The sequence below is a fragment of the Luteimonas sp. RC10 genome (assembly GCF_014192745.1).
In the GTDB taxonomy this organism is placed as follows: Bacteria; Pseudomonadota; Gammaproteobacteria; order Xanthomonadales; family Xanthomonadaceae; genus Luteimonas.
Map to the genome: position 1 here is coordinate 291,894 of NZ_JACHYJ010000002.1, position 18,097 is coordinate 309,990.

Annotated in this window: 19 protein-coding genes; 9 read left to right on the plus strand and 10 right to left on the minus strand. The window is 69.1% G+C overall.

Annotation, left to right across the window (positions count from 1 at the left end; translation table 11 throughout):
- Window positions 1–1,107: a ferredoxin reductase gene (locus tag FHW73_RS05105; protein ID WP_183425638.1), complete on the minus strand. Its 1,107-nt coding sequence runs from the start codon at window positions 1,105–1,107 to the stop codon at window positions 1–3.
- A 134-nt stretch (window positions 1,108–1,241) separates the two neighbouring features.
- Between FHW73_RS05105 and fabR the strand changes: the two genes are divergently transcribed.
- From fabR to paoC, 5 genes are all read left to right on the plus strand, one after another.
- Window positions 1,242–1,913 (plus strand): HTH-type transcriptional repressor FabR, encoded by a 672-nt coding sequence (gene fabR, locus FHW73_RS05110; protein WP_255492670.1) that lies wholly within the window; start codon window positions 1,242–1,244, stop codon window positions 1,911–1,913.
- A 510-nt stretch (window positions 1,914–2,423) separates the two neighbouring features.
- Window positions 2,424–3,470, plus strand: coding sequence for an XdhC/CoxI family protein (locus FHW73_RS05115; RefSeq protein ID WP_183425640.1), 1,047 nt, complete (start codon window positions 2,424–2,426; stop codon window positions 3,468–3,470).
- Window positions 3,471–3,813: 343 nt separating this feature from the next.
- Window positions 3,814–4,467, plus strand: coding sequence for an aldehyde dehydrogenase iron-sulfur subunit PaoA (paoA, locus tag FHW73_RS05120; protein ID WP_183425641.1), 654 nt, complete (start codon window positions 3,814–3,816; stop codon window positions 4,465–4,467).
- Entirely contained in the window at window positions 4,464–5,423 is a 960-nt protein-coding gene (locus tag FHW73_RS05125) for a xanthine dehydrogenase family protein subunit M (protein ID WP_183425642.1), read from the plus strand. The genes paoA and FHW73_RS05125 overlap by 4 nt, the downstream gene beginning before the upstream one ends.
- Complete coding sequence (gene paoC / locus FHW73_RS05130; protein WP_183425643.1) at window positions 5,420–7,618, plus strand: aldehyde oxidoreductase molybdenum-binding subunit PaoC; 2,199 nt, start codon at window positions 5,420–5,422, stop codon at window positions 7,616–7,618. Before FHW73_RS05125 ends, paoC begins: the two co-directional genes overlap by 4 nt.
- A gap of 241 nt (window positions 7,619–7,859) precedes the next feature.
- Here the strand turns inward: paoC and FHW73_RS05135 are convergent, their stop codons facing one another.
- Window positions 7,860–8,045, minus strand: coding sequence for a hypothetical protein (locus FHW73_RS05135; RefSeq protein ID WP_183426003.1), 186 nt, complete (start codon window positions 8,043–8,045; stop codon window positions 7,860–7,862).
- Window positions 8,046–8,251: 206 nt separating this feature from the next.
- Here FHW73_RS05135 and FHW73_RS05140 point away from each other — a divergent pair, with 206 nt between their 5' ends.
- Window positions 8,252–9,076: a formate/nitrite transporter family protein gene (locus FHW73_RS05140; protein ID WP_183425644.1), complete on the plus strand. Its 825-nt coding sequence runs from the start codon at window positions 8,252–8,254 to the stop codon at window positions 9,074–9,076.
- A 208-nt stretch (window positions 9,077–9,284) separates the two neighbouring features.
- On the opposite strand, the gene FHW73_RS05145 is transcribed toward FHW73_RS05140, so the two are convergent.
- Window positions 9,285–10,490 (minus strand): serine hydrolase domain-containing protein, encoded by a 1,206-nt coding sequence (locus FHW73_RS05145; RefSeq protein WP_183425645.1) that lies wholly within the window; start codon window positions 10,488–10,490, stop codon window positions 9,285–9,287.
- Window positions 10,491–10,582: 92 nt separating this feature from the next.
- Here FHW73_RS05145 and FHW73_RS05150 point away from each other — a divergent pair, with 92 nt between their 5' ends.
- The 3 genes from FHW73_RS05150 to FHW73_RS05160 are packed head-to-tail and all read left to right on the plus strand — an operon-like array spanning window position 10,583 to window position 12,798.
- Window positions 10,583–11,536, plus strand: coding sequence for a LysR family transcriptional regulator (locus FHW73_RS05150; protein ID WP_183425646.1), 954 nt, complete (start codon window positions 10,583–10,585; stop codon window positions 11,534–11,536).
- A gap of 52 nt (window positions 11,537–11,588) precedes the next feature.
- Window positions 11,589–12,179, plus strand: a complete 591-nt coding sequence (locus tag FHW73_RS05155; protein ID WP_183425647.1) for an NAD(P)H-dependent oxidoreductase — start codon at window positions 11,589–11,591, stop codon at window positions 12,177–12,179.
- 19 nt (window positions 12,180–12,198) lie between these two features.
- A complete protein-coding gene (locus FHW73_RS05160) occupies window positions 12,199–12,798 on the plus strand; it encodes a TetR/AcrR family transcriptional regulator (protein ID WP_221187426.1) in 600 nt (199 codons plus the stop codon).
- Window positions 12,799–12,817: 19 nt separating this feature from the next.
- Here the strand turns inward: FHW73_RS05160 and FHW73_RS05165 are convergent, their stop codons facing one another.
- The 7 genes from FHW73_RS05165 to FHW73_RS05195 all read right to left on the minus strand — a co-directional run bounded on the left by FHW73_RS05165 (window position 12,818) and on the right by FHW73_RS05195 (window position 18,095).
- Window positions 12,818–13,606 carry a nucleotidyl transferase AbiEii/AbiGii toxin family protein gene (locus FHW73_RS05165; RefSeq protein WP_221187427.1) on the minus strand — a complete coding sequence of 263 codons (789 nt, stop codon included), beginning with the start codon at window positions 13,604–13,606 and terminating at the stop codon, window positions 12,818–12,820.
- 70 nt (window positions 13,607–13,676) lie between these two features.
- Window positions 13,677–14,297, minus strand: a complete 621-nt coding sequence (locus tag FHW73_RS05170; RefSeq protein ID WP_183425649.1) for a type IV toxin-antitoxin system AbiEi family antitoxin domain-containing protein — start codon at window positions 14,295–14,297, stop codon at window positions 13,677–13,679.
- A 120-nt stretch (window positions 14,298–14,417) separates the two neighbouring features.
- Window positions 14,418–15,233 (minus strand): hypothetical protein, encoded by an 816-nt coding sequence (locus FHW73_RS05175; RefSeq protein WP_183425650.1) that lies wholly within the window; start codon window positions 15,231–15,233, stop codon window positions 14,418–14,420.
- A 131-nt stretch (window positions 15,234–15,364) separates the two neighbouring features.
- The gene (locus tag FHW73_RS05180) at window positions 15,365–15,817 is read right to left on the minus strand and encodes a sigma-70 family RNA polymerase sigma factor (RefSeq protein WP_221187428.1); all 453 of its coding nucleotides are present in this window, start codon (window positions 15,815–15,817) and stop codon (window positions 15,365–15,367) included.
- Entirely contained in the window at window positions 15,783–16,202 is a 420-nt protein-coding gene (locus tag FHW73_RS05185; RefSeq protein WP_183425652.1) for a hypothetical protein, read from the minus strand. The genes FHW73_RS05180 and FHW73_RS05185 overlap by 35 nt, the downstream gene beginning before the upstream one ends.
- 187 nt (window positions 16,203–16,389) lie before the next feature.
- Complete coding sequence (locus FHW73_RS05190; RefSeq protein WP_183425653.1) at window positions 16,390–17,043, minus strand: hypothetical protein; 654 nt, start codon at window positions 17,041–17,043, stop codon at window positions 16,390–16,392.
- Window positions 17,044–17,399: 356 nt separating this feature from the next.
- Entirely contained in the window at window positions 17,400–18,095 is a 696-nt protein-coding gene (locus FHW73_RS05195; protein ID WP_183425654.1) for a DUF429 domain-containing protein, read from the minus strand.
- Between the last annotated feature and the right edge of the window lie 2 nt (window positions 18,096–18,097).

The window sequence follows — 18,097 nt, forward strand, 5'->3', positions numbered from 1 at the left end:
CTACAGATCGAGAACGAGATCGGTGACCGCACTGCTGACGCACAGCTTCAGTGCAGCCGAGGGCTCGCCGTGGACGTGGCCGGTGCGCAGGTCGCGCGCGGCGCCGGCGGCCTTGCCGCAAGCGCAGGTGTTGCAGATGCCCATGCGGCAGCCCGAGCTGGGCTTGAGCCCCTCGGCTTCGAGCGCTGCGAGCAGGTTGGTGCCGCGCGGCAATGTCAGCGCGCGCCCGCTGCGTGCCAGTTGAACCGACACCGTGCCGGTGTCGTCGACCGGCGGACTCGGCGGCGGCGTAAAGGCCTCGCTGCGCAACAGCGGCACGCGTCCGTCGAGCAGCGCCTGCGCGGTGGCGACGAAGCCACCGGGCCCACAGGCGTACACCTGGCGCTGCGCAAGATCAGCAACCAACGTGTCCAGCAGCGCAGCATCGATGCGGCCGCCGGCTTCGTCGCCGGCCACGGGCGCCTCGCCCGTCAGCACGAAGCGCACGTCGAAGCCGGCGTGGCGTGTGGCCAGCGTGCGGAGCTCCTCGACGAAACAAGCCTGCGTGCGATGGCGCGCCCAGTACAGCAACGTCACCGGCACCGGCATGTCCTGCGCGGCCAGTTGCCGGATCAGCGCCATCATCGGCGTAATCCCGCTGCCGGCCGCCAGCAGCAGCCAGCTGCCCTGTGGCGCCTCGGGCAGCACGAGATCGCCGAAGCCCGGACCGATGTCGAACACGTCGCCGCGCTGTGCGCGCTCGAGCAAGTGTCCACTGACGCGGCCGCCCTCGACCTGCTTGACCGTGATCGTCAGACGGCCGTCGGCGCCGACCGGCGCATCGAGGCTGTAGCTGCGCGTGACGCGCACGCCGTCGATCTCGACCCCGAGATTCACGTGCTGGCCCGGCTGCGCACCAGTCCAGTGGCGATTGGGCTGCAAGGTCAGCGTGACCGCCCCTTCGGCGGCCGGCACCCGGCCCACGACCCGTGCGAGCGGCCGCTCCCAGGTCCACGTGGGATGCAGCCGGCGGGCCCAGAAGTCGAACACCGGGGGCGCGACGAAGGGCGCGGCAAGCCGACGAAGCGGGCTGCGCGGGCGGGAGGCAAGCGGGGAGACGGCGGACATGGGGCGACTGTACAGGCATCCGCACAGGCGTGTATACACTTGTGCATTAATTGTTCAGCGCGCCGTCTCCCGCGGTCAGGCGGCCGTTCCGGATGCACTGTTATGCTGGTCGCCCGCTTCACCTGGCTTCCCCTTTGACCGTCACCGCTCCCGCGCCCGCCGGCGATCCCGCCGCTCCGGACGGTCAACCCGGCCGCAAGCCGACCATCGTCCGCGATGACCTGATCGCCGCGACGCTGCGCCTGATCGGTCCGCACCGCAGCGTCTCGACGCTGAGCCTGCGCGAAGTCGCGCGCGAGGCCGGCATCGCCCCCAACAGCTTCTATCGCCAGTTCCACGACATGGACGAACTGGCCGTCGCACTGATCGACCAGGCCGGCGAATCGCTGCGCCGCATCGTCGGTGACGCCCGCAAGCGCGCGGTCTCGGGCCGCAGCATCGTGCGCGGGTCGCTGGAGGCGTTCATGGAACGCCTGCGCGCCGACGACAAGCTGCTGCACGTGCTGCTGCGCGAGGGCACCGTGGGCTCGGACGCCTTCAAGCGCGCAGTGGACCGGCAACTGCACTTCTTCGAGGACGAACTGCGCGCCGACCTCGTGCGCATTGCCGCTGCCCAGGGCGCGGCCTTCCACGAACCGGCGCTGGTGGCCCGCGCGATCACCCGCCTGGTGTTCGCGCTGGGCGGCACCGCGCTCGACTCGCCGCCCGAACGCGACGACGCCCTGGTCGACGACCTCGCGAAGATGATCCGCATGCTGCTGCGCGGCGCCGCCGCCGTCGGCGCCGATCGCGCGCACCGCGGCTGACGCGCGAAGAGTGGCCCCCACCCGCCGCACTGCGCGCGGCGACCTTTTCGCCCTCCCCCGCATCGCGGGGGAGGGTTGGGTGGGGGCGCTTTCCCGCGACGACCCGTCCCTCACCCACCACGCTGCGCGGCGACCTTGGCGCCCTCCCCCGCATCGCGGGGGAGGGTTGGGTGGGGGCGCTTTCCCGCGACGGCCCGTCCCCCACCCGCCACGCTGCGCGCGGCGACCTTGGCGCCCTCCCCCGCATCGCGGGGGAGGGTTGGGGTGGGGGTGCTTTCCCGCGACGGCCCGCCCCACCCGCCACGCTGCGCGCGGCGACCTCCCCCGCAAGCGGGGGAGGTGGATAGCAGCGACGCCTTTACTCCGTTGGGATGGGGGCCGCTTTTCCCCGAAGCGCCAAGCCCACCGCCCGCACCACCTACAACCCCCCTTCACACCCACTGGCGGAGGCTGGCCGCTCCTTTCGCTTCTGTCCGGCATCGCATCCCGCTGCCGGCCTACCCGATCCCGATGGCCGCAGTCGCCCCCCTGCTCCGCACGTCGCCGATGCCGACCCGACCGGCATCGACGCCACGTCCGCAGGCGCCGTGCTCCCGCTTTGCGGACGGCGACCCAGGCGCCGTACTGCGGGCAGCGCGCGATGCGCTGGCGGCAGGGACGCGCCCGGTGCTGGCGATCGTCGTCGAGACCGAGGGCTCGACCTATGCCGCGCCTGGCACGCTCGCGCTGTTCAGCGAGGCTCTGCAGCATGGCTGGATCAGCGGCGGGTGTCTGGAACCCGAGATCGCGCGCTTGGCGATGGAGGCCGCAGCCGGCGAGCGCATCGGCTGGCTGGAGATCGACACCACCGACGATGGCGCCCTGTTCCTGGGCTCGGCCGTCGGCTGCCGCGGCCGCCAGCTGATCGCGCTGCTGCCGCTCGCCGCGCTGCCCGGCGTCGATACCGCGCTGCAGACCTGGCTTGGCGATCGCCAGGACCTGACGATCACGCTCGATCGTCACGGCGACATCGGCTGGCATATCGGCGCACGCAGCGGGCACTGGTGCCTGCCCAGCGATCCGGTCCCGCCCTCCGCCGTGGCGCAATGGCCCGTCATCGTGCGACGCGCCCCGTCCGTTCTCGTCCTCGGCACCGGCCCCGAAACGCCGGTGCTCGTGCCGATGCTGCGTACGCTGGGCTGGCGTGTGGTGGTCGCCGATGCCCGCCCCGCGTGGCGCGCGCGCGTCGCGCCGGATATCGACGTGATCGAGGCGACACCGATTGACGCGATCGCCACCCATGCCGATGCCGATGTCGCGTTGGTCATGCACCACGGCTTCGAGGCCGACCGAGACGCGCTCGAGGCCTTGGCGGCCTCGCACATCCCGTTCATCGGCCTGCTCGGCCCCGATCGCCGACGCCGCGACCTGTTCAAGCTGCTGCGCCCCGACGATCGCGACGCGCTTGCTGACCGTCTGCAGTCGCCGGTTGGCATCCCCGGCTGCGGCCGCGGTGCTGCGGCGATCGCGTTGAGCATCGCCACACAGTTGCAGCACTGGCGCGGCGCGCAAGCGTAGCCGCGCATGAGGCACGCGCGCGTCGAGCGCTGCCCTCGTTTCAAATCACGCCAGCGTGTACGCCGAATCGCGCGCAGATGATGCGCTGTCGTTCGCGACAGCGAAGCTCGGGCCAAGACAGCGCAAGCGCACGCCCACCCGCTCGCATCGAATGAATGGGCACGCCCGACCACGCCGAACGTGATCACACCGACGGCAAATCCGCCCCGTTCTTGATCCCCTCGACACGCCACGACCGGCACGCTCGCCCCTGCACCGTACGCGTGTGCGCCCTGCCAGCGCCCCCATCCCGCCAGATCCCCGCCAGCCCGTGCCCCCGGTCGCCAGCCAGAAGGATTCCGCCATGTCACCGCTCTCCCGCCGCGAACTGCTCAAGGCAGGCGCGGCCTCGGCCGGCGCCGTCGCCGCGCCCGGCATCGCCCAGGCCGCCACCGCCTCCGTGACCGCCGCCCCGCCCCGCCCCCCGGTCATGCAACGCGTCTCGCTGGAGGTCAACGGCCGCCGCATTGAGCGCGAGGTCGACACGCGCACCACGCTGCTCGACCTGCTGCGCGAGCACCTGCAGCTCACCGGCACCAAGAAGGGCTGCGACCACGGCCAGTGCGGCGCCTGCACCGCGATCGTCGATGGCCGCCGCATCAATACTTGTCTGACGCTGGCAGTGATGAACGCCGATGCCAAGGTCACCACGATCGAAGGCCTCGGCACGCCCGAGCGCCTGCATCCGATGCAGGCGGCCTTCGTCAAGCACGACGGCTACCAGTGCGGCTATTGCACGCCCGGGCAGATCTGCTCGGCGGTCGCGGCGCTCGAGGAAGTGCGCGCTGGCATTCCGAGCCATGTCACCGGCGACCTCACTGCCCGTCCTGCGCTCAGCCCCGATGAGATCCGCGAGCGCATGAGCGGCAACCTCTGCCGCTGCGGCGCCTACGCCAACATCCTCGACGCGATCGAGGACGTCGCAGGCGGCCGCCGCCGGGCGGAGGCTGGCGCATGAAGGCCTTCGACTACACACGCGCCGCCTCCCCGGCCGAGGCAGCAGCCGCTGCTGCCCGTACGCCGGGCGCGAAGTTCATCGCCGGTGGCACCAACCTGCTCGACCTGATGAAGCTCGAGATCGAGACGCCTGCCCAGTTGATCGACGTCAACGGCCTGGCCCTGGACACGATCGACGCAACGCCCGACGGCGGCCTGCGCATCGGCGCGCTGGTGCGCAACACCGAGCTCGCCGCCGACGCGCGTGTGCGCCGCGATTACCCGCTGCTGTCGCGCGCCCTGCTCGCCGGCGCCTCCGGCCAGTTGCGCAACCGCGCGACCACTGCCGGCAACCTGCTGCAGCGCACGCGCTGCCCATACTTCTACGACACCGCGCAACCCTGCAACAAGCGCCTGCCCGGCAGCGGCTGTGGCGCACTGGACGGCTACAGCCGGCAGCTCGCGGTCATCGGCGGCAGCCGCGCCTGCATCGCCACCCACCCCAGCGACATGGCGGTCGCGATGCGTGCACTCGATGCGGTCGTGGAGACGGTGCAGCCCGATGGCCGCGAACGTCGCATCGCGCTCGCCGAGCTGTATCCCGCCCCCGGCGACACCCCGCAGCGCGACACCGTGCTCACCCCCGGCGAACTGATCACTGCGGTCGTGCTGCCGCCGCCAGTCGGCGGCCGCCAGCTCTACCGCAAGGTCCGCGACCGCGCCTCGTACGCCTTTGCGTTGGTCTCGGTCGCAGCGATCGTGCACGACGACGGCCGCGGCCGCATCGCCGTGGGCGGCGTCGCCCACAAGCCCTGGCGCAGCGACGCGGCCGATGCCGAACTGCCCAACGGGGCGGCCGCGGTCGCCGCGCGCCTGTTCGAGGGCGCCACGCCAACCGACGACAACCGCTTCAAGCTCACGCTCGCCCAGCGCACGATCGCGGCCGTGCTCATCGAGGCACAGGAGACCCGCACATGAAGTTCGACACCCCTGCCGGCCCCAATCCGATCGACCGCCTGCGCGTGGTCGGCCAGCCGCTCGACCGCATCGACGGCCCACACAAGGTCACTGGCACCGCCCCGTATGCCTATGAATGGCATGACGTCACCGAGCGCGCCGCCTATGGCCACGTTGTCGGCGCCGGCATCGCCAAGGGCCGCATTGCCGCGCTCGACACCTCGGCGGCCGAACGCGCACCGGGCGTGCTGGCCGTGGTCACCGCGCGCAACGCCGGCGAGCTCGGCAAGGGCAGAATGAACACCGCGACCTTGCTCGGCGGCCCGGCGATCGAGCACTACCACCAGGCCATCGCGCTGGTTGTCGCCGAGACGTTCGAGCAGGCGCGCGCCGCGGCGGCGTTGGTGCGCGTGACCTACGCACGCGAGCCCGGCCGCTTTTCGCTGCACGCCGAAAAAGACCGCGCCATCAAGCCCGACGGCGACACCCCGGCCGACACTGCGGTCGGCGATTTCGACAGCGCGTTCGCATCGGCCGAGGTCACGCTCGATGCCACCTACACCACCCCCGACCAGTCGCACGCGATGATGGAGCCGATGGCCTCGCTCGCGGCCTGGGACGGCGACCATGTGACGATCTGGACCTCGAACCAGATGATCGCCTGGAGTCGCGGCGACGTCGCGCGCACGCTCGGCCTCGCCCCGGAGAAGGTGCGCCTGGTCTCGCCGTACATCGGTGGCGGCTTCGGCGGCAAGCTGTTCGTGCGCGCCGATGCGATTCTCGCTGCGCTCGGCGCGCGCGCGGCCAAGCGCCCGGTCAAGGTCGCCCTGCACCGCCCATTGATCGCCAACAACACCACGCACCGCCCGGCGACCGAGCAACGCATCCGCATCGGCGCGCGCCGCGACGGCCGCATCACCGCGATCGGCCACGAAAGTTGGTCGGGCAACCTGCCCGGCGGCGACCCGGAGGTCGCGATCCAACAGACCCGCCTGCTCTACGCCGGCGAGCACCGCATGACCAAGATGCGCCTGGCCACGCTCGACCTGCCGGAGGGCAATGCGATGCGCGCGCCTGGCGAAACGCCCGGCCTGATGGCGCTGGAAATCGCGATCGACGAAATGGCCGAGAAGCTCGGCATGGACCCGGTCGAGTTCCGCATCCGCAACGACACCCAGGTCGATCCCGAAAAACCGGAGCGGCCGTTCTCGCAACGACAACTGGTCGAGTGCCTGCGCCAGGGCGCCGAGCGCTTCGGCTGGAACCGTCGTGCCGCGCACGGCAGCGTGCGCGACGGTCGCTGGCTCGTCGGCCTGGGCATGGCCGCCGGCTTCCGCAATGCGCCGGTCACCAAGTCCGGCGCCCGTGCGCGCCTGCAGCCCGACGGCCGGGTCACGGTCGAAACCGACATGACCGACATCGGTACCGGCAGCTACACAATCATTGCGCAGACCGCCGCCGAAACGATGGGGCTGCCGATCGCACAGATCGAGGTCAAGCTTGGCGATTCCGACTTCCCCGCTTCCGCCGGCTCCGGCGGCCAATGGGGTGCCAACAGCGCGACCGCCGGCGTGTACGCCGCCTGCATGAAATTGCGCGAGGTGATTGCGACCCGGCTCGACCTCGACCCGGCGACCGCAGAGTTCGTCGATGGCGAAGTGCGCGGCGGAGGGCGCGCGGTCAAGCTCGCCGACGTGGCTGGCGACGGCCAGATCGTCGTCGAGGATGCGATTGAGTTTGGCGACCTCGACAAGCAGAAGCAGCTGTCGACGTTCGCTGCGCACTTCTGCGAAGTCGGCGTTGACGCGCTGACGGGCGAAACCCGTGTGCGGCGCATGCTCGCCGTGTGCGCCGCCGGTCGCATCCTCAACCCGAAGCAGGCACGCAGCCAGGTCATCGGCGCGATGACGATGGGCATCGGCGCCGCCTTGTCGGAGGAACTGGCCGTCGACGAGCGCCTCGGCTTCTTCGTCAATCACGACCTCGCCGGCTACGAAGTCCCCGTGCATGCCGACGTGCCCGAGCAGGAGGTCGTATTCCTGGATGAAGCCGACGCCGACAGTTCGCCGATGAAGGCCAAGGGTGTCGGCGAACTGGGCCTGTGCGGCGTCAGCGCCGCGATCGCCAACGCCATCCACAACGCCACCGGCGTGCGCGTGCGCGATTACCCGATCACGCTCGACAAGCTGCTGCCCGGTTTGCCGGACGTGGCCTGATCTCGTCTGATCGCCGGCCTGGCGCTTTGCATCGGAACGCACGAGGCGACAACCTCGTCTCGTGCGTTTCGGTCACTACTGCGGACGATGGCTCCAACGCGCGCGTCGACTGCACGAACCCCGGCGTCGCGTCCGACGTGATGTTGTGGCGAGCGCAATGCGGGTCGCAACGCGCCGCTTTCGCCGGTGCGCTGCGCGCGCCGACGGCAATCGAGGCGGTACAGCGCACATGCGCTCGGCGTCATCCGCCCGCGAGGCCCCCACCTGCACGCCCCGGCAGTGCATCGTCGTTCTCGGGCGCATCCGGATCATCGAGATCGCCGACCTCGCGGTCGATCCCTGTCTTCGGATCGCGCGTGGGGGTGCGCGTGTTGTCCTCGTCCTGCGGCGTGGCGCCGCCCTGCGTCTTGCCCGCTTGCGTGGTCATGGCGTTGATCCCGGTGGTGGAGCCTCGAGGCTAGGGCCGCGTGCGTGAAGACCACTGCGGAAGGCGCACCGTGCTGATCCTCCGATCGGCATCTACTGCACCAATCACGGTACAACCAGCCCCACCCGATGCCTGCCCCCCGATGCGCCTGGCCGCAACGTTCACCGCGCATCCGCTACACCTGTCCCTCCGCACGGACCGCGCCGATGACGACGCCTGCCCTTGCAATGCCACCGCCTGAGGACATCGCCAAGACCATGTCCGAGACCTGCGTCGAGAAGGCCCATCGGCCGCTCGGCGCGATGGCGGGCCTGGGCATTCTGGCCGGCGCCTACATCGGATTCGGCAGCCTGATGGCAGCGCTGCTTGGCGCCGGTACCGCCGACCTGCCTTACGGCCCGGCGCAACTCGCGATCGGCACCGGCTTCGCGCTCGGCCTGATCCTGGTACTGCTGGCCGGCGCCGAGCTGTTCACCGGCAACACGCTGATGACCTTGCCGCTCGCCCAGCGACGGCTCGGTCCGGCGCGTCTGCTGCGCGCCTGGAGCGTGGTCTGGCTCGCCAACCTCGTCGGCGCGCTCGCGCTGGTGCTGCTGGCAATCGCCGCCGGCCTGCACACCGCGGGCGACGGCGCAGTCACGGCGTCGGCGATCGAACTCGCCGCGAGCAAGACCGCGAAATCCCCCACCACGATCCTTGCCAGCGGCGTCCTCGCCAACATCCTCGTCTGCCTGGCGGTGTGGATGGCGGCCGGCGCCAAGACCGCGGTCGACAAGGTCGCGGTGATCGTGCCGCCGATCGCCGCCTTCGTCGCGCTCGGGCTGGAGCACTCCATCGCCAACATGTCCTTGCTGCCGCTCGGCCTGCTGGCCGCGTCCGCCAGCGGCATCGCGCCGCCCGTGGACCTGTCGTGGGCCAGCGCCGGCGCCAACCTCGTTTGGTCGACGCTGGGCAACATCCTCGGCGGTGCCTGCGTCGGGCTCGGCTATTGGGCGATCCACCTGCGGCGCGACGAGCGACTCCGCCCGTGACCGCGCTTGCGGCGATTAAGTGCGCGATTCACCGCACGGAATGCGGCGAATAGACGGCGATTTGCGGATCAGGCCCGAAGCACAGGACACATCACATCCGACGCGTCTGCGGGAAATGTCCGTGCGCCGCGAGGCAAGATGGCCTGCGGTTTGGCACGTTCGCGCCATCCCTGCCACAGCCCGGGCAGGCGATGACCCGCTGCTTGCGCTACTCGCCCGCATACACCGCATCCCGGACCTCGCGCGGCAGTGCGCCGGACATGCCTTCGAATGCGGTGTTGGTCAGCAGCACGACGGTCAGACCGTTGGCCGGGTCGACAAACCAGGTGTGGCCGTACACCCCGCCCCACTGCAGCGTGCCGGGCGCCTGCGGGGTGGCGGCGGCGGCGGGGTCGACGAGCACGGCGCCGCCGTAGCCGAAGCCCCAGCCCGGCCCCTGCGTGGCCGCGGCCGCGCCGAGATGGTCGCGCCTCGCCTGGGCGATGGTGGCCGGCTGCAAGAACGGCCCGCGCCCATGGAAGACGTCGAGCGCGCGCACGACATCATCAGCCGTGCCCAGCATCCCTGCACCGCCCGACGCGAAGGCCTCGGCATCGAACGCACGCTCGGGATCGAAGCGCAGCGACACGCCCAGTCCCGGCGGCAGCGGCACGTCCATCGCGCCGGTCATACGCCGCGGCGTCGGTGCACCATCGACGTACGGCACCGCGACCCGCGCCGACGGCGCGACCTGGAACGCCGCATCTGCCATGCCGAGCGGCCCGGTCACGAGGTCGGCTATCGCCCGTGGCAGGTCGGTGCCGTGCGCCTGGGCGACGACCTCGCCGAGCACGTCGATCGCCAGCGAGTACCGCCAGCCGGTGCCTGGCGCATAGACCAATGGCGCATCGGCGATCCGCTGCACGTTCTGCGCCAGCGTCAGCGCACGCCGGTCCAGCCCATCGGAAATACCCAGCCGGTGATACGGCCCCTCCGGTGGCTGCGCGCCCGGACTGTCGAGCCCGGCGCTGTGCGTGAGCAGGTAGTGCACGGTGATCGTCGGCACACGGCCGTCGGCCAGCGCGGGGCGGAACGCCGGAATCCAGCGGGTGACCGGATCATCCAGCCGCAATCTGCCCTGGTCGACGAGGCGCAGCGCCGCCAGCGTCACGATCGGCTTGCTGACCGAGGCCAGGCGGAACACCGCGTCCTCGGGCATCGAACGGCCGGCCTCGCGGTCGATCTGGCCCACGGCCCGCCGGTAGACCGTATGCCCATCGCGCTCGACCCGCAGCACCGCGCCGACGATGCGCTGTTCGCGCACCGCGGTGTCGAGCACGGCGTCGAGCCGCGTCGTAAGGTTCTGCGGCGATGGCGTGGCCGGCGCGCTGCTGGCGGCAATGGACAGGGCAAGCAAGGCAGACAAGGCGGTCATGGCGGACTCTCGGGCTGCGGGGCACACACTGTCCCGCCCACGACATGCCAGAAACAGCGGATCGGGCTTCACCGGGCTGTAAGTTCTGCTTCATGTCCAAGCACGAAACCCTCGCCGGCCTGGCCGCATTCCGCAGCGTCGCGCGGCTGGGCAGCTTCACCCGCGCGGCCGATGCCGCTGGCGTCAGCCCGTCCGCGGTGTCCCAAGGGGTGCGTGCGCTCGAGGCCCGACTCGGTGTGCGGCTCCTGCACCGCAGTAGCCGCCGGGTCACGCTGACCGAGGCCGGGCACGCATTCCTCCAACAGATCGACGCCCCGCTCGACCAGATCGACATCGCCATGCAGCAGGCACGCGCCGGCCGCGGTCAGCCGAGCGGCCTGCTGCGGATCAATCTGTCGCGCCTGGCCGCCGACCTGCTGGTGGTGCCGCGACTGCCGGACTTTCTTGCCCGTTACCCTGAGTTGCAGGTCGAGTTGTTCACCGACGACACCCTGGCCGATCTCGTCGCCGGCGGCTTCGATGCCGGCATCCGGTTCGGCCCCTCGCTTGCGCGCGACGTCATCGCCCGGCCGATCGGTGGCGACCAGCAGCGCGTCGTCGTCGGCACCCCGGATTACCTGCGCCGGCATGGCATCCCGGCCTCACCCAGCGACCTGACCGCCCACGACTGCATCCGCTTTCGCCTGCCTGGCAGTGGCCGCATCGAGGCCTGGCGCTTCGGCGAGGCCGGCACCGGCACCGGCACCGGCACCGACATCGACCTCGACGTCCACGGCCGCCTGGTGTTCGCCGACGACCGCCTCGTGCGCGAGGCCGCGCGCGGCGGCCTGGGCCTGTCATGGCAGTTCGCGCAATGCGTGGCCGACGATCTCGCCGCCGGTCGGCTGGTGGAGGTGCTGGCCGACTATCGCTGCGCGCAGCCGGGCTTCTATCTGTACTTCCCGGCGCGTGAGTGGATGGCGCCCAAGCTGCGTGTGTTCGTGGACTTCTTCTGCGACGCGCTGCCCGCCTTGGCAGCCGACCGTGCGCCTGGCGCTTCAGCATAAATTACTATTCGTAAGTTACTATCCGTAGGAACTTATCTCCCCCGGATCTCCCGTGCACGCTCTCGTCGTCGTCGCCCATCCCAACCCTGCCTCCCTGACCCACGCCATCGCCGCGCACTTTGTCGCCGGCATCGAAGCCAGCGGCCATACCGCCGAGACTGCTGATCTGGCCTCGGAAGGCTTCGATCCCCGGTTCAACCAGGCCGACCTTGCGCTGTTCCATCAACAAGCGTCCCCACCGAGCGACGTGGCCACCGAACACGCGCGTCTCGAGCGCGCCGATGCGCTGGCACTGGTCTACCCGATCTACTGGTGGTCGTTCCCCGCATTGCTCAAGGGCTGGATCGATCGCGTCTTCACCAATGGCTGGGCCTACGACCAGGACGACGGCGGCAAGCTCCACAAGAAGCTGCAACGCCTGCAGGTGCACCTGATCGCCAACGGCGGCGCCGACCAGCGGACCATGGCGCGGCATGGCTACTTCGGCGCGATGAAGACCCAGATCGACCATGGCATCTTCGATTACTGCGGCGCCCGGGTGCTGACTTCCGAACTGCTGCTCGCCTCCGACGCCGGCTTTCCACAGGCGCACCTCGACACCGCCCACGCGCTGGGCCAACGTGTGTTTGCCCCCCGCCCCTGACGACACCGGACACGACACCTTGCCCTCGCCCGCCCCCGACAACACCCGCCGCCGACTGCCACGTGCCGAGCGCACGCGGCAGCTGTTGGACGCCGCCTGGACGCTGATCGGCCACGAAGGCACGGACGCCCTGACGCTGGCACGGCTGGCCGAGGCCGCGGGCGTGACCAAGCCCGTCGTCTACGACCATTTCGGCACGCGCAACGGTCTGCTGGCGGCGCTGTACGAGGACTTCGACGTGCGCCAGACGGCACTCTTCGATGCCGCCGTCGCCGCCGCACGGCCAACGCTGCAGGCCAAGGCCCGCACCATCGCCACCAGCTATGTGGACTGCGTGTTGACCCAGGGCGCGGAGATCGCCGGCGTGCTGGCCGCGCTCAGCGGTTCGCCCGAACTGGCCGCGGTCAAACGCCGCTACCAGCACACGTTCCTGGACAAATGCGCCGCGGTCCTCGCCCCGTTCGCCGGTCCGGCGGGCCTGCCGACGGCATCGCGCTGGGCGGTGCTCGGCGCCGCCGACGCCCTGTCCGATGCCGCTTGCGCCGGCGACATCACGCCTGCGCAGGCCCAGGACGAACTCGAACAGACGATCGTATCGGTGGTTCGGCGCTGCAAGTAAGCGCCCATGCGCGCGTTCGCTACGAACGGCTGGTCAGTCGACGGACCGCTCGCATCAGGTGCCGCTCAAGCTCGGCGACCACCACATCCAATGCAGGCGCGTCGTGTTCGACGTTCCTCGTGAACGCACGCCACTGCGCGTCGCGCCCGTCATCCGCAGCAAACGCCAAGGTCAACGCATCAGGCACCACGGCCGGCAAGGCGGTGCCACGACGCGAAAACGTCGCGTCGATCGCATCAGCGAGCCGATCGACATCCAGATTCAGTGTGGTCACAAGCGCCCAGACATCGTAGTAATCCTTCAGCCGTGAGTTCGCCAGGCCTAGCTTGACCATGGCCTCGAACTTCTCCGCGATTACCGTTTCGGGAGAATAGGCCAGCAAACGCGGTGCAGGCATCCCAAGCATCACCGGCAACTCGATCTCTTGCACGCCCGGCGCAACCGCGTCGCCGAAACCGACATCGACGACAACCGGGATACGTGCGCCGGCCAAGGTGGCGATGGTGCGTAATCTCACCCCGCCGTAGTGCTGATCTTCGCGAATGGCGCGTGCAGCAAGTGCCGCGCAGTCGTAGTGCAGACCGTCATTGCCGGGCATGGCGGCGATCTCACGGAATCGTGCCAACAGGGCGTCGATGGACGGATCACCGAACCCGAGGAAGTCGACGTCCCGGGTAGGACGATGCGGGCTATCGAACCATGCGGTGATGAGGACCGCACCTTTGAGCACGTATTGCGCTCGATAGTGCGATTGACTCAGGCGGTACAGCAGACGCTCGAGTGCGTAACGAGTCAGCAACTGATCCAACGGCCGATTGGTCGAGCGCGCAAGCCCAAGCAATCGCGCGCGCACCGAAGCGGCAGTATCGGCTGGGAGCCTACGCATCGGTCCCCAGCGCCATCAGGTAGGGTCGCATGGCATCCCAGACCCGGACCTGCTTCGCGAGCCGGGCGATCTCCGCCGACGACGCGCGGCGCTGACGCAGCGCCTCCCGCAGCCCCTCGATCGCGATGGTCTCGCCAACGACACGTCGATACCGGAAGAGATCGATCACGGTTCTGGCCACATTGAACACGGGGACAGACACGTTCTCCACGACGTGATGCTCCACACCATCGCTCAGCAGGTGGTCTGGAAAGCGCACGATCCGCACCGGCGGAGATGTCGTACTCGGGCGCCAATCCTTCCGTCCTAGGGCGACCCAGGTCCGTGCTGGCAGTTGGTCGGTCAGCCCATGGAACGCCAGCGCCGAAGTGAGGCACACCACCCCCTTGGGGATCAGCTTGGCGACCTCGGCCAGCGCGTGTTGTTCGTCCAGGTCCGCATCGGGGAGTTGATACAGACCGCGCGCCAGTCGCACAACAGCGCCGTCGCGCTCCATGCGCGAGACCGTCGCGGCCGTGATCCCACGACCGACAAACTCCCGCAGACGCACCATGCCACGGCTTTGCAGCAGCAGCAGCGCCTGATCCCGCTGGGATGTCCTGGTCGAAAGCATTGATATGAAACCTCGGAACATTTCGATTCTAGCCTAGGTTTTATATCAATCGAAAGGTGAACCCATGCCGGTCCGGGCCGGTATTGGCGCTACCGGACGCGTCCGGCAGCGCCAAACCGCTCAATGCACCTGATACGCCGGTGCGGCCGTGCGCAGATGGGTGCGACGATGTGCGAGCTGCACCACGCCGGCGCCATAGCGAGGCCGGGGTTCTTCGACGCCGTGGATCGGCCGCGAGGCGACGCCGAGACGCTGCCTCTCGATCTGATTCAGCAGCACACGCGCGTCATCCGCGCCCTCGGAGATCGCCAGGCCCAGCGTCGACAAGGTGTCGTCGGCAAGATCGTCGGCGTGATCGGAGGCGATGACGTCGCCATGCGCGGCAATCGTCTGCAACAGCCGCCCCAGCGCATCGGCCTGGTCGGTCGTCAGGCCGAAGACAAACGGCTCGCCGTCCGTACACTGGCCGAACGAGGTCGCTGCAGGCGCGTCCTCGCCCTGCCCAGCCGACGCGCGCGATGCCTGGCCGCCGGGCCGTGACGTCTTGGCTACACGTTCGGCAGGCGCCGCGTCGTGCACGCCCTCGTCCACCGACGCGGACGTTGCGTCCTCGGCAGTGCGGTCGGCCGCATTCCGCCGCGCCGGCCAGTCCAGCACCTCCATCACGCTGTCGATCTGCTCGGCCAGCTGCTCCATGCAGAATTGCAACTCCTGCCAGTCCAGTTGCGGCGGGTCGTCTTCACTGGTGCGTGGCTCGGCCAGCCGCGCGATGAAGCGCATGAATACGCGCAGCCGCTCCAGGCGGAACTGTGCATCCACCGACAGGTAGTAACCCAGATGTTCGTCCGTGTCGTTCGATGATCCGGTCATGATTGACCTCCATGTGTGGGGGAAACGTCCTTCGATCCGTTTCAGGCGGCTCGCGACGCGACACATCGCGTGCGACCCGCAGATCGCGCTGCAACACCAAGCACGGATCGTCAGCTTGTTGCAGTGCGTAACGTCGACAGCGCCCGACTGATGTGCTTTTCCACCGTCTTGATGGAGATGCCCATTCGTGCCGCGATCTAGTCGTAGGTCAGCCCATCGAACCTGCTCAGTTCAAAGGCCTGCCGACACTTGGCAGGCAAGCCGGGCAGCCCACGCGCCAGCACGGCAACCAGCGTCGAACGCATCTCCACGACCTCCTCGACCGGGGCCAGCGGCGCCGGCAGCATGCCGGCATCGTCCAGGCAGACATGCTGTGCGGCTTGCCGGCGCCCGCGAGCGCGTCTGAACTCGATTATCAAGTTCTGTGCAATCCGATACATCAGGCGCGTATGGCTTTCGATGTCAGGATTCTCCCGATACGACATTAGGCGCACGCGCGTTTCCTGGGTCAGATCTTCGGCCACATCCGCATGGCGAACGCGACGACGCAAGTACCTCAAGCAATCCCGACGCAAGCCCGGCACCGCGGCATCGAACAGCGCCCGCGCCTCGGGCCTACGCATCGTCCTTGACAGGTCCGCCGGGTCCATCGGCCAGGACCTGACGGATCCTGTCGAAGTAGCTGTCCTCCAGCACGCGCTCCAGTTCCTCGCGCGTGCGCGCCTCCGACAGGCGGCGCCGCAACTCGTTCTCCTTGACCGAGCGCGACTTGCGACTGTCGACATCGCAGCTGGCCGCATGGTCGACTTTGACGTCCGCCGCAAGCCGCTGCGTGCCGACCGTGTCCAGAATCTCCTGCGCCTCGAGCCCGGCGCGAAAGACCGCGTGCCCAAGCGTGGACACCGTATGTTCCTGCAGGAGGGGGACCTCCCCCATCGCGAGTACATCACCCAGGGCGGTGATCGATTGCAGCAAGTGGTCGAGTCGATCCACTTGATCCAGCGTGACCCCGGCCATCATCCGTTGCGTTGTCATGTCGGCGAGCTTCCTGTGCAGTGAGTCCAGAGAAGTCAGTCCGGGTGTCCCCGCAGAGGCCACAGGCCGCGCCCCCTCCTGGCCCGACCTGCACTGCGAAGTTTCCGTCACCCTTGATCTGAATTTTAGATACTCAAAGCCGGGCGCGCAACGTCAGCGCGGCGCGCCCGGCCCACCCCTCATCCGATCAGTGCAGCGCAGCCCCGTAAGTCGGACGCGGCTCACGCACACCCGTCGGCGCCCGCGACGGCGCGTGCAACGGCTGATCCTGCACCTGCTCCAGAATCTCGCGCACCGTGTCGGCGCCCTCCGAGATCGCCAGCCCCAGCGTCGAGATCGTGGCGTCAGCCAGATCGTCCTCATGACCGGACGCCAGCACATCGCCATGCGCCATCAGCGTCTGCACCAGACGGTCCAGCGCATCGGCCTGATCGATGGTGACGCCGAACACGAAGTCCTCGGGTACCTCGGCCGCCTGGGCTGCGCGCGCCTTGGCGTAAGCGCCCATCGTCACACCTTCCGACGCGTCATCGGTATCCGCGGCCTCGGCAGGCTCCACGTCCTCGGGCGGTGTGTACGCATCCTGCCGCGCTGCACGCGAAGACCGCCACGCCATCGCCTCGAGCACCTGATCGGCCTGCTCGGCCAGCAGCGTCAGGCAGGTCGCCAGATCGCCGCCACGCACCTGCGGGATTCCTTGCTCTTCGTCCACCAATGAGCGCGGCTGCGCCAACTCCGACAGGAACTGCATATGCTCGACCAATTGCCGCAGCCGCGTCCGGCTGTCTTCCGGCACGAAGTAACCCGGCTGATCCTGATAGTCATCGTGATGCTTGGACATTGCGTTGCCTCCATTCCATGGGAAATACCCCGCCACCGCGCACGGTGGACGGGAAGTCGGGAGGCTCGAAACCGCGTATAGCCGGCGGGCTTATTCCCCTTACGGGTGTTGTATTCACCGCCCTCCCGACGCAGACATCGCGCCGGTTGCGCCTGCAAACATCGCAGGCACAAAAAACCCACCGATTTTTCGGAGGTGGGTACCGCTATACGAGGAGTTTCGAGGCTCCGTGGAGGAGCGTGCTACTGAAAAGATGGAATGTCAAGCCCTGGATATACTTTTTTTCTTGTCTCAATGCCCGCCGCGATTAACCGGCAAGACCGCCAATTAATATGACGATGAATCTCCAACCGGGCTCAGTACCAAATCGCCATGGGTAGCCCCACTGCATCCCGCCCAGGCGGTGACGGCAGCGAACACGCAACACCCGCCGCGATACGCTCGGCGCTCCATAGCGCGGCCACGGCATCCAGCACGTCATCGCGGGCCGCCAGGCGTCGCGGCACTGCGGCCAACAACGCCTCCATGTGCGTGCCGTAGACCTCCGACAGCAACTGCGTCCGGATTGCGGCGCCAGCTTCCGATTTCTTGCCAGCCGCCAAGCCAAGGCCGCCATTCAACGCCGCGAACGACACTTCGGGATGCACTTCGTACACCAACGCGCGCGCATGAGCATCGGCCTGGAGCACGGTGTCCCAGGCGCGGATCTTCGCCAGCAAGCCGAACGCCTGCGCGCCAAATCCACGCCCATCGATCGCCCGATGCCGTCGGGAGGCTTCGGGCTGACTGGCCGCATCCAGGATGCCCCGCACCGGCGCCGAGAACACGCTGCAGGCGCGGCGCCCGCCCACGAACCTGCGCGCCAGACTGTCGACCAGACGCGCCCCATGCTCGGCCAGGCCGATCGGCACGTCCACTGCCACGACCCGGGCCTGCCGATGGGCATCCAAGAGCGCCTGCGGGCTGGCGTACACCGCGAACATGAGCCCCGCGCTGCCACGCCAGACGGCGACCCAGCCGGCCCCAGCACCGTCCACTCCCACGCAGTCCATTG